Source organism: Chromobacterium sp. (assembly GCF_041912965.1).
Lineage (GTDB): Bacteria > Pseudomonadota > Gammaproteobacteria > Burkholderiales > Chromobacteriaceae > Chromobacterium > Chromobacterium aquaticum.
In genome coordinates this window covers 1388-12395 of record NZ_JAYSGF010000022.1, presented here as the reverse complement: position 1 = coordinate 12395, position 11008 = coordinate 1388, and the positions used below count along the sequence as shown (strand labels likewise).

Below are 11008 nucleotides of genomic sequence, written 5' to 3'. Positions count from 1 at the left end.
TCCATGAGTCTGTTTGTTGAAACGCTGGGCCAGGGCCCGGACGTGGTGATGCTGCACGGCTGGGGTTTGCACGGCGGCGTGTTCAGCCGCGTGGCGGAGCGCTTGGCCGCCAGCCATTGCGTGCATCTGGTCGACCTGCCGGGCCACGGCGCTTCCGCCCCGCTGGCCTCCTTCGACGCCGACGCGGTGGCCGATCTGCTGGACCAGGCCTTTCCGCTGCCGGCGCAGGTGGTGGGCTGGTCGTTGGGCGGCCTGGTCGCCCAGCATTGGGCCGCTCGCCATCCGGACAAGATAAAGAGCCTGGCCTTGGTGGCGACCAGCCCGCGCTTCGTGCGCGACGAGAGTTGGCCGCACGCGCAGGAGCGCAAATCCATCGAGGCGGTGGCCGCCAGCCTGGACGGCGCCTTCGAGCAAACGCTGGAGCGTTTTCTCGCCTTGCAGATGATGGGCGCGCCGTCGGCGCGCGACACCTTGAAGGCCTTGCGCGCGGAGTTGTTCTCCCATGGCCGGCCGCAAGGCCTGCTGCCGGCGCTGGAATTGCTGCTGGAAGCCGATGCGCGCGCGCTGGCTGGCCGCATCCGCTGCCCGGTGGGCTTGTTCTACGGCGTCCGCGACGCCATTACCCCGATCGGCGCCGGCCGTTGGCTGGCCGCCGAGCTGGCCGACGCCCGGCTTTATGAATTCCCGCAAGCGTCGCATGCGCCGTTCTTGTCGCACGAGGCCGAGTTCCTCGCCGCGCTTGCCCAGCATTTGGATGCCCACGCATGACAGAAGCGTTCTACACCGACAAGGCGCGGGTGCGCGCCTCATTCGAGAAGGCCGCGGCCAGCTACGATTCCGCCGCGGTGTTGCAGCGCGAAGTCTCCGACCGGATGGCCGAACGGCTGCAGTACATCAAGTTCCAGCCGCAAGTGGTGCTGGACGCCGGCGCCGGCACCGGCTACGGCGCGGCGCAATTGCGCAGCCAGTATCCGGAGGCGCGGGTACTGGAACTGGACCTGGCGCGGGCGATGCTGCAGGCCTCGCGCGCCAAGCAGCAAAGCGGCGACGGCTTGCTGAAGAAGCTGTTCCGCCCCAGCCTGCCGTGGCAGGTGGTGGCCGACATCGAACGGCTGCCGCTGGCCGACGCCAGCGTGGACATGATCTGGTCCAGCCTGGCGATACAGTGGGTCAATGTGCCGGACAAGGTGTTCGCCGAATTCCGCCGCGTGCTGAAGCCGGAAGGCATGCTGATGTTCTCCACGCTGGGGCCGGACACCCTGCACGAGCTGCGCGATGCCTTCGCCGGCATCGACCGCGCCACCCACGTCAACCAGTTCATCGACATGCATGACTTGGGCGACGCGCTGATGCGCGCCGGTTTCGCCGAGCCGGTGATGGACATGGAAAAAATCGTGCTGACCTATGGCCGCGCGCGCGATGTGATGGCCGACCTGAAAGCGATAGGCGCGCACAACGCCACCAGCGGCCGCGGCCGCGGCCTGATGGGCAAGCATGCCTGGCAGCGGGTGGAGGCGGCTTATGAGGACCGGCGCCGCGACGGCAAGCTGCCGGCCACCTACGAAGTGGTGTACGGCCATGCGTGGAAGGGCAGCGGCAAGAAGCTGGCCAAGGTCAGCGACGATGGCCGCCAGGTGATCGAGTTCGTCAAGAAACCGCCGCGCGCCGAATAGACGGCGCAATCAGGAGCCCTGAATGGGAGTGGAAATCCGCGCAGCGCGCCCAGGGGACGCGAGTTGTCTCGCCGCCCTGTCCATCCAGGTGTGGCTCAGTACCTATGTCACCGATGGCGTGCGTCGGGACATGGCCAACTATGTGTTGAGCGAATTCACGCCGGCGAATTTCGAGGCCTTGATCGCCGATCCCGTGCATCATCTGCTGGTGATGGAACAGGATGATTTCCTGATCGGCTACGCGCTGTTGAAGCGGGACAGCCGCTGTCAGGGCTGCGACTTCGCCACCGTGGAAGTCGAGCGGCTCTATCTGGTGGAAAGCCGTAGCGGCGAAGGCCTGGGCCGGCGCTTGCTGGAAGCGGCGCGGCGTTGGGCGCTCGCCCTGGCGGAACCCGCTCGCCTGTGGCTGACGGTGTGGCACGGCAATGAGCGCGCGATCGCGTTCTACCGCCGGCTGGAGATGGACGTCCACGGCGAATGCTATTTCGAATTGGAGGGCGCGCGGCATCTGAACTATGTGATGCTGGATTCCGCGTCCGTTGGGGCGGCGCTGATTGCCGCCGATGTCTGAAAGCCTGATGGAATCATGATTAGCAAACACATACTCCGGCCCTGGTTGCTGGCGAGCATGGCCGCGCTGCTGGCTGCCTGCTCCACCTTGTCCCCTCCGCCGGCGGCACAGCCGCCCAAGCCGCTGCAAAAACCCAGGATCGGGCTGGCGCTAGGCGGCGGCGCGGCCAAGGGCTTCGCCCATGTCGGCGTGATCAAGGTGCTGGAAGCGGCCGGCATCAAGCCGGACCTGATCACCGGCACCAGCGCCGGCAGCGTGGTCGGCAGCCTGTACGCGTCCGGCCTCAGCGGCATGCAGCTGCAGAGCCGCGCCATCCAGCTGGACGAATCCAACCTCACCGACTGGACCTTGTCGAGCAAGGGCGTGATCAAGGGCGAGAAGCTGCAGAACTGGATCAACGCCCAAGTGGCGAACAAGAGCATAGAGCAGCTGCCGCGCCCGTTCGGCGCGGTGGCGACCGAGCTGGACAGCGGCCGCAAAGTGGTATTCCGCCTGGGCAACACCGGCCAGGCGGTGCGCGCCTCGGCCAGCATCCCCAATGTGTTCCTGCCGGTGAAGATAGGCAGCAAGAGCTATGTGGACGGCGGCCTGGTCAGCCCGGTGCCGGTCAGCGCCGCGCGCGAGATGGGCGCCGACTTCGTCATCGCCGTCGACATCTCGGCGCGGCCGCGCAAGGGCGCCGCCACCGGTTTCCTGTCCATGCTGGACCAAAGCCTGAACATCATGAACGGTCCGGCGCTGGCGCAGGAACTGAAGCAGGCCGACGTGGTGATCCGCCCGCAGGTGCAGGACATCGGCTCCGCCCAGTTCGACGCGCGCCACCAGGCCATTCTGGAAGGGGAACGCGCGGCGCAGGCGGCCTTGCCGCAAATCCGGCAATTGCTGCAGCAAAAAGCCGTTGCCATGAATAAGTAATGGCATAATGCTGCCGGGCCGGCCCTGCACCGCAGCATGGCCGGCCGCCACCATCAGCAACCGCGGGCTCCGGCCCGCCTGGAGACCTGGATGATCAAGCTTTACGGCGCAGCGCTGTCCCCTTATTACAACAAGGTCAAAATCGCCTTGCTGGAAAAGGGCGTCAACTTCCAAGAAATCCTCACCGCCCCTTCGCAGCAAGAAGAACTGCTGGCGAAGAGCCCGATGGGCAAGATTCCCTTTGTCGAAGTGGGCGGCCACGCGATGGCGGAATCATCGGTGATCCTGGAATGGCTGGAAGACGCCTATCCCACCGCCTCCCTGCTGCCGCCGACGCCGAACGGCCGCGCTCACGCGCGCCAATTGAGCGCGATATTGGATTTGTACGTGTTGATGCCGGCGCTGCCCTTGTACCGCCATTGGCTGTTCGGCAGCCCGCTGGAAGCCAATGCCGTGGACACGGCCCGCCAGCAGGTGGCGCGCGGCCTGGCCGCCGCCGGCCAGATGCTGGACTATGGCCCCTGGGCCTGTGGCGAGGATTTCAGCCACGCCGACATCAGCGCCGCCTGTATTCTGCCGGCGCTGGCGCAGATGAGCCAGGCGCTGTTGGGCGAGGACATCACCGCAGCCTTCCCCGAGCGTGACAATTATCTGCAGCAACTGTCCGCCCGCAAGAGCGTGAACCGCTGCTGGAGCGAGCGCGAGGCGGCATTGAGCGCGTTCCGCGCGCGTCAACAGCAGTAGGATAGAGCGTGGGGCACCGCTGAGCCGCTTGCCGGAATGCGGCGTTTGAGCAATTATAGAGTTCAAACTCCAATCAAGTGTTTGCGTTAGCGCGAACACCATTCCCAAGCGGGAGGCGGTGATGAAGTTCGATATTCAGCTGCTGCTGCTGGCATTGGCGCCGGTATTCCTGGCCTGCGTCGCCGGCGAGCTGTGGTATTTGCGTCGCCAGGGCCGGCTCAGCCTTTACGACTGGCGCGACTCGGTGTGCTGCGCCTGCCTGGGCTTGCTGCACCAGGGGGCGGACAAGCTGGCCTGGGTGTTGGTGCTGCCCTTGTACGCGTGGATTTACCAGCAGCACCGGCTGTTTCAGTTCGCCGATTCCTGGCTCAGCTTCCTGCTGTTGTTCATCGGCCAGGATTTCCTCTATTACTGGTTCCATCGCGTCAGCCACCGCGTGCGCTGGCTGTGGGCTGCGCACAGCGTGCATCACAGCTCCACCCGCATGAATTTCACCACCGCCTTCCGCCAGAGCCTGATGTATCCATTGGCCGGCATGTGGGTGTTCTGGCTGCCGCTGGCCTGGCTGGGTTTCCCGCCCGAACAGGTGGTCGGAGTGGTATTGCTGAACCTGGCCTTCCAGTTCTTCGTGCATACCCAGGCCTGCCCCAAGCTGGGCTGGCTGGAATATGTGTTCAATACCCCGTCCATCCATCGCGGCCATCATGCCAAGAATCCGCGCTATATCGACCACAATTACGCCGGCGTGCTGGTGATCTGGGACCGCCTGTTCGGCAGCTATGTCGAGGAAAGCGCCGACGATCCCTGCGACTACGGCACGGTCAAGCCGGTGAACAGCTTCAATCCGCTATGGGTCAGCGTGGTGGAATGGCGCGACATGCTGCGCGAGGCCTGGCGCGCGCCCAATTGGAAAGACCGCTGGACGGTATTGTTCGGCCCACCGGAAGAGGCGGAAGCGGCGGCCGCGCGCTGGCGCTGAGGGCATGAAAAAAGCGGACCGGGAGGTCCGCTTTTGCGTGGTGGCATCAGGATGGTTTGTCGCTTGAAGAACGTTTCAACGCGGTATCGCCGATGCGCAACAGATCGTGGGCAGGTTTTAAACCAGTACCTTGCCGTTCTTGGCCGGCAAGGTTTTGCCCTTGGGCTTGTGGTTCATGCGCACGGTGTCGGTCTTGCCGTCCAGCGAATACTTGACGTCGTAGCCAACGACTTTCTCGCTGCTTTCGTTCACCTCATTGCAGATGGTCTGGGTGCTGCTGACCTGGTCGCGTTGCTGCATGCCTTCCTGCACCTTGTTGCCGGCCAGGCCGCCAGCCAGCGCGCCGATCACGGTGGCGGCTTTCTTGCCGTTGCCGCCGCCTACTTGGTTGCCGAGCACGCCGCCGAGCACGCCGCCTATCACCGAGCCGGCGATGCGGTTCTGATCCTGGACCGGCGCTTGATGCGTCACTTGCTCCTGGTGGCAGACCTGCTTGGGCGCGTTGACGGTTTCCTTGATCGGCGTCACCGCCAGAATGCGGGCGTGGGTGGCGTGGACCGGAGCGGCGGGCTTGGCCGGCGCGCTGGGTTCGGCGGGTTTCGCCGCCGGTTTGTCCGTGGCGGCCACGGCTGCGGGCGCAGCTGCGGCAAGCACCGCCGGCGCGGAAGCCACGGCCGGGGGCAGGCTAGCCGCGGGAGCGGAAGCGGCGACCGGCGCGCTGGCGACTTGCTGTTGCGGCGCGGCGGCGGTTTGCGGGTTGGACTTGATGGCCTGGAAGCCGGCCACGCCCAGGCCGCCTAGGGCGATGCCGCCGCCCAGCACGCTGGCGATCAATACGGATTGTTTCATGCTTCGTCTCCAAAACGGGGCCGTCTATGCGGCCGTAATCATGATGAGTGAGATGAAATTCAGACACTTCATAGTGGCAGACAGTTGCAAATCAAATGTTTTCCATTTGTTACTAAAAGTGGCGAATCGTTAGCGTTTCCGCTGGCCTCGAGACTAAGTGATGCCGGGTATGAATTTGATTTATATCAATATATGCGCGAGCATTCACTTGCTTTTATGCGATTTGGCTGGATGAAAGGGCTGACGGGCGGCTTGGCATAAGTTCGCAGTAGTCTGGGGGATTTTCGGCAATTAGAGCAAAGTTTTTGTTCAATTAATCGAATTTAATTCCATTGTGTTCAATTTATGACGCGTATAAGGCATAAAACTTCAATCGCTTGGTTTGACGCAAGCTCGGCTTGAGTGCTTAATGTTCTGCTTGTCGATGTTTGCAACAGAATCGACGCGGCTTGCCTGAATTGTCATGCTGTTGGTATTAATGTTGCTGGGAAATGATGATTGAGGGGCTTGCCTTGACTGAGATATCAACCGAAGCCGGTTTGAAGCGCGGTTTGAAAAACCGCCACATCCAATTGATCGCGCTAGGCGGCGCGGTGGGCACCGGGCTGTTCCTGGGCTCCGCCAGCGTGCTGAAGGCCGCTGGCCCATCGATGATCCTGGGCTATGCCATCGCCGGCCTGATCGCCTTCATGATCATGCGCCAACTGGGCGAAATGGTGGCGCAGGAGCCGGTGGCCGGCTCGTTCAGCCACTTCGCCTACCGCTACTGGGGCGATTTCGCCGGTTTCCTGTCCGGCTGGAACTACTGGGTGCTGTACATCCTGGTCAGCATGGCGGAACTCACCGCCGTCGGCGCCTATGTGCAGTACTGGTGGCCGCATGTGCCCGCCTGGGTATCGGCGCTGGTGTTCTTCGTCTGTATCAACGGCATCAACCTGGCCAACGTCAAGGTCTATGGCGAGGCGGAGTTCTGGTTCGCGCTGATCAAGGTAGTGGCGGTAATCGCGATGATTCTGTTCGGCGGCTATTTGCTGCTGACCGGCACCGGCGGTCCGCAGGCCTCGTTCAGCAATCTGTGGAGCGATGGCGGTTTCTTCCCGCATGGCTTCAGCGGCTTGTTCATGATGATGGCGGTGATCATGTTCTCCTTCGGCGGTCTGGAACTGATTGGCCTGACCGCGGCCGAGGCGGATAACCCGCGCACCACCATCCCCAAGGCGGTGAACCAGGTGATCTACCGCATCCTGATCTTCTACATCGGTTCGCTGGTGGTGCTGCTGTCGCTGTATCCGTGGAGCAAGGTCGCGTCCGGCGGCAGTCCCTTCGTGATGATTTTCCAGCAGATCGGCTCTGGCCTCACCGCCAATCTGCTCAACTTCGTGGTGTTGACCGCGGCGCTGTCGGTGTACAACAGCAGCGTTTACGCCAATAGCCGCATGCTGTACGGCCTGGCCAGACAGGGCAACGCGCCCAAGGCCTTGATGCAGGTGGACAAGCGCGGCGTGCCGGTGTCGGCGATCCTGGTGTCGGCGTTGGCGACCTTCGCCTGCGTGATCCTCAACTATGTGCTGCCGGGCGAGGCCTTGGGCATCCTGATGTCCTTGGTGGTGGCTGCGCTGGTGACCAACTGGGCGATGATCAGCCTGACCCATCTGAAGTTCCGCCGCGCCAAGGTCGAGGCCGGCGAGCAACTGGTGTTCAAATCGTTCTGGTTCCCGCTGACCAACTGGATCTGCCTGGCTTTCATGGCGATGATTCTGTTGATCCTGCTGCTGACTCCGGGCGCCGCGGTATCGGTCTATGTGTTGCCGATATGGCTGGGGCTGCTGTGGGTAGGCTATCGCGCCAAGGGCGCGCCGACGGGGGAACCCGCGCGTCAGACACCCTGAGTAGGGCTTCCGCGCTCACGCAGTGGGCGCATCGGCAGGGCCGCCTGATTTGGGCGGCCCTGCCTTTTTGGGTGAGTGGAACACTGAGTTGGCGTTGCGATTTTGGACATAATGTCTATTTGTTCATGACAAGGGCTGTCATCTTTGGATGGATTCTAAATGTATTGAAAAAGACTTTTGACCTTATGTCGTATTTTGTTTAGTCTGATCGTGGTTTGTTTGAAGTTGATGTATCTGCTGGGAATGTCTTACAGGCTGTATTGGACTTTTTGTCTAATTGGCGAGTGGTGAGGGCCTTGCTGCATTGATGAAGCAACACCGTTCCATTCACTAATCAGCAGGAGGCGCCAAGGTGAGCGTTACCCCCACTTCCACCGGTTTGAAGCGCGAGCTGAAAAACCGCCATATCCAATTGATCGCGCTGGGCGGCGCGATCGGCACCGGTCTGTTCCTGGGCTCGGCCAGCGTGTTGAAAGCGGCCGGACCGGCGATGATTCTCGGCTACGCCGTCGCCGGCTTCATCATTTTCCTGATCATGCGCCAATTGGGCGAGATGCTGGCCGAGGAGCCGGTGGCTGGTTCGCTCAGCCATTTCGCCGACCGCTACTGGGGCAAGTTCCCCGCCTTCCTGTCCGGTTGGAATTATTGGGCGCTGTATGTGCTGGCCGGCATGGCCGAACTGACCGCCGCCGGCGAGTACGTGCGCTATTGGTGGCCGGATGTGCCCACCTGGGTCACCGCGCTGGTCTTCTTCGTGGCGATCACCGGCGTCAATCTGAGCAGCGTCAAATACTATGGCGAGACGGAGTTCTGGTTCGCGCTGATCAAGGTGGGCGCGGTGATCGCGATGATCGTGTTCGGCGGCTATCTGCTCTTGTCCGGCAACGGCGGCCCGCAGGCTTCGGTGAGTAATCTGTGGAGCGACGGCGGCTTCTTTCCGCATGGCGTAGGCGGCCTGTTCATGACGATGGCGGTGATCATGTTCTCCTTCGGCGGCTTGGAGCTGATCGGCATGGCGGCGGCGGAGACCCAAGACCCGCAGAAAACCATTCCCAGGGCGGTGAACCAGGTGATCTACCGCGTGCTGATCTTCTACATCGGCTCGCTGTTGGTGCTGTTGTCCCTGTACCCGTGGAGCAAGGTGGCCGCCGGCGGCAGCCCCTTCGTGATGATTTTCGAGCAGATCGGCGCCGGCTTCGCCGCGCACGGGCTTAATTTCGTGGTGTTGACCGCGGCCTTGTCGGTGTACAACGGCGGCGTCTACGCCACCAGCCGCATGCTGTTCAGCCTGGCCCAGCAGGGCAATGCGCCCAAGGGCATGGCCAAGCTGGACAAGCGCGGGGTGCCGGTCAACGCCACCTTGCTGTCGGCGCTGGCGACTTTCGCCGGCGTGGTGCTCAACTACCTGCTGCCCAGCGGCGCGCTGGCCTTGTTGATGTCGCTGGTGGTCACCGCCCTGGTGATCAATTGGGCGCTGATCAGCCTGACCCACCTGAAGTTTCGCCGCGCCCAGGGCGGCCGCAAGCTGGTGTTCGCCTCGCTGTGGCATCCGTTCGCCAATTGGCTGTGCCTGGCCTTCATGCTGATGATCCTGGGCGTGATGCTGTTCACGCCGGGCATTGCGGTATCGGTGTATGTATTGCCGGCTTGGCTGCTGGTTTTGTGGCTGGGTTTCCGGCTGAAGCGGATGGGGGCGGACGCGGCCGGTCTGGCCGTCGACAAGGCGTGAGCGCGCATGCCGGGCTTGACGTACTGGTGCGTAAACCGGCATGCTTCCAAACTTATGAAGCAGATCATCCCTTTCCAGACCAAGTCGTGGTGGTGGCGCAGCTAATCGGCGCGCCAGGGATGTTCGTATCTGCTTTCCGGGCCGCCGTCATGGGCGGCCTAGTTGTATCCAGCGTTACCCCGTGCGGCGGCAAATCGTTCTGACTCAGGAGTTGTCATGTCTCGCACGCAATGGGGTTCCCGCCTCGGTTTCATTCTGGCTTCGGCCGGCGCCACGGTTGGCCTGGGCTCCATCTGGAAGTTTCCCTACGTCACCGCGATGAATGGCGGCGGCGCGTTTCTGCTGATCTATCTGCTGTTGACCTTCACCCTGGGCATCGCCTTGCTGATGGCCGAGATCGCCATCGGCCGCGCGGCGGCCTGCGGCGCGGTGAGCGCTTTCGCGCGGCTGGGCTCGCGTCATTGGAAGCTGGTGGGCTACGCCGGCGTGCTGTGCGGCTTCCTGGTGTTTTCCTTTTACAGCGTGGTGGGCGGCTGGACGCTGGGTTATCTGCTGCGCGCGGTGGACGGCCGGGTGATGAGCAATGACCCAGCGGCGCTGGCGCGCTTGTTCGGCGATTATGTGTCCGATCCCTTCGAATCCCTGCTGACCCATGCGCTGTTTGCCGGACTGACCCTGTTGGTGGTGATGTGCGGGGTGCAGAAGGGGATTGAGCGCGCCGGTAAGGTGTTGATGCCCTTATTGTTCCTGTTGATGCTGGGCCTGATCGCGCGCTCGCTGACCCTGCCCGGCGCGGAGGCCGGCGTGGCGGCGCTGCTGACGCCGGACTTCTCCAAGGTGACGCCGGGCATGCTGGTGGAAGCACTGGGCCTGGCCTTTTTCTCCTTGTCGGTGGGCGCCGGCTGCATGATCGCTTATGGCTCCTACCTGGGCCCGGACACGCGGCTGGGCGGCGCCGCGTTGTGGGTCACCGGCCTGACCACGCTGACCTCGGTCCTGGCCGGTTTGATGATTTTTCCGGCGATCTACGCCTTCGGCCTGAATCCGCAGGCTGGACCAGGCCTGACCTATATGACCATGCCGGTGGTGTTCAATCACCTGCCTTTCGGCCAAGGCTTGGCGGCGGCCTTCTTTCTGCTGCTGCTGATGGCGGCGCTGACTTCGTCGGTATCCTTGCTGGAGCTGGTGGCGGTGTTTCCCATCGATGAATGGGGCGTCAGCCGCCGCAAGGCGACGCTGGCGATCGGCCTGCTGGTGTTTTGCGCCGGCATTCCGGCGGCGCTGTCCTTCGGCGTGCTGGCGGACTGGAAGCTGTTCGGTCGCAATGTGTTCGAGTTGATGGACTACACCGCGTCCAACATCCTGCTGCCGCTGGGCGGCATCGGCACCGCCTGCTTCGCCGGCTGGGTGATCTGGCCGACCATGCGCGCCGAGCTGCAATTACCCGTGGCGCTGAGCGCCGGCGTGCGCTTCATCTACTGCTGGGTCGCGCCCGCCTTGATCGGCCTGGTGCTGATTTACAATATCTGAGCCTAGGGCAATGCCTGCCGCGCGCCCCGCAACGGCGCACCGCGAGCGCGGGTTGTTACGGGGGGTCTGGTCAGCGGCTCACAGCCCCCGCCCCAAGCCCTAGACGATGAATCTGTACACAAAAGCGAG

General features: G+C 63.1%; 10 protein-coding genes. 9 read left to right on the top strand and 1 reads right to left on the bottom strand.

Features of this window, described 5'->3' with window-relative positions:
• The first annotated feature begins 3 nt into the window (after window positions 1-3).
• The 6 genes from bioH (at window position 4) to ACE3QM_RS13040 (ending at window position 4882) form a co-directional block, all read left to right on the top strand.
• The gene (bioH, locus tag ACE3QM_RS13065; protein ID WP_231461596.1) at window positions 4-768 is read left to right on the top strand and encodes a pimeloyl-ACP methyl ester esterase BioH; all 765 of its coding nucleotides are present in this window, start codon (window positions 4-6) and stop codon (window positions 766-768) included.
• Window positions 765-1673, top strand: a complete 909-nt coding sequence (gene bioC, locus ACE3QM_RS13060; protein WP_048408377.1) for a malonyl-ACP O-methyltransferase BioC — start codon at window positions 765-767, stop codon at window positions 1671-1673. The genes bioH and bioC overlap by 4 nt, the downstream gene beginning before the upstream one ends.
• A 22-nt stretch (window positions 1674-1695) precedes the next feature.
• Window positions 1696-2244, top strand: a complete 549-nt coding sequence (locus tag ACE3QM_RS13055; RefSeq protein ID WP_374422424.1) for an N-acetyltransferase family protein — start codon at window positions 1696-1698, stop codon at window positions 2242-2244.
• 15 nt (window positions 2245-2259) lie between these two features.
• Entirely contained in the window at window positions 2260-3159 is a 900-nt protein-coding gene (locus ACE3QM_RS13050; protein ID WP_231461598.1) for a patatin-like phospholipase family protein, read from the top strand.
• Window positions 3160-3249: 90 nt separating this feature from the next.
• Window positions 3250-3903, top strand: coding sequence for a glutathione S-transferase family protein (locus ACE3QM_RS13045; RefSeq protein WP_374422421.1), 654 nt, complete (start codon window positions 3250-3252; stop codon window positions 3901-3903).
• A 121-nt stretch (window positions 3904-4024) separates the two neighbouring features.
• Complete coding sequence (locus tag ACE3QM_RS13040; RefSeq protein ID WP_048408374.1) at window positions 4025-4882, top strand: sterol desaturase family protein; 858 nt, start codon at window positions 4025-4027, stop codon at window positions 4880-4882.
• Between the two features lie 117 nt (window positions 4883-4999).
• Here the strand turns inward: ACE3QM_RS13040 and ACE3QM_RS13035 are convergent, their stop codons facing one another.
• Entirely contained in the window at window positions 5000-5731 is a 732-nt protein-coding gene (locus ACE3QM_RS13035) for a glycine zipper 2TM domain-containing protein (protein ID WP_374422419.1), read from the bottom strand.
• 512 nt (window positions 5732-6243) lie between these two features.
• Here ACE3QM_RS13035 and ACE3QM_RS13030 point away from each other — a divergent pair.
• The 3 genes from ACE3QM_RS13030 to ACE3QM_RS13020 all read left to right on the top strand — a co-directional run bounded on the left by ACE3QM_RS13030 (window position 6244) and on the right by ACE3QM_RS13020 (window position 10879).
• A complete protein-coding gene (locus ACE3QM_RS13030; protein WP_374422417.1) occupies window positions 6244-7620 on the top strand; it encodes an amino acid permease in 1377 nt (458 codons plus the stop codon).
• Between the two features lie 352 nt (window positions 7621-7972).
• Window positions 7973-9349 carry an amino acid permease gene (locus ACE3QM_RS13025; protein ID WP_374422415.1) on the top strand — a complete coding sequence of 459 codons (1377 nt, stop codon included), beginning with the start codon at window positions 7973-7975 and terminating at the stop codon, window positions 9347-9349.
• A 216-nt stretch (window positions 9350-9565) separates the two neighbouring features.
• Window positions 9566-10879, top strand: coding sequence for a sodium-dependent transporter (locus ACE3QM_RS13020; protein WP_048408372.1), 1314 nt, complete (start codon window positions 9566-9568; stop codon window positions 10877-10879).
• Window positions 10880-11008 lie beyond the last annotated feature (129 nt).

Coding starts and splice junctions, on each gene's coding strand:
- ACE3QM_RS13020 (WP_048408372.1), top strand. CDS start 9,566: ATGTCTCGCACGCAATGGGGTTCCCGCCTCGGTTTCATTCTGGCTTCG.
- bioC (WP_048408377.1), top strand. CDS start 765: ATGACAGAAGCGTTCTACACCGACAAGGCGCGGGTGCGCGCCTCATTC.
- ACE3QM_RS13050 (WP_231461598.1), top strand. CDS start 2,260: ATGATTAGCAAACACATACTCCGGCCCTGGTTGCTGGCGAGCATGGCC.
- ACE3QM_RS13055 (WP_374422424.1), top strand. CDS start 1,696: ATGGGAGTGGAAATCCGCGCAGCGCGCCCAGGGGACGCGAGTTGTCTC.
- ACE3QM_RS13035 (WP_374422419.1), bottom strand. CDS start 5,731: ATGAAACAATCCGTATTGATCGCCAGCGTGCTGGGCGGCGGCATCGCC.
- bioH (WP_231461596.1), top strand. CDS start 4: ATGAGTCTGTTTGTTGAAACGCTGGGCCAGGGCCCGGACGTGGTGATG.
- ACE3QM_RS13040 (WP_048408374.1), top strand. CDS start 4,025: ATGAAGTTCGATATTCAGCTGCTGCTGCTGGCATTGGCGCCGGTATTC.
- ACE3QM_RS13045 (WP_374422421.1), top strand. CDS start 3,250: ATGATCAAGCTTTACGGCGCAGCGCTGTCCCCTTATTACAACAAGGTC.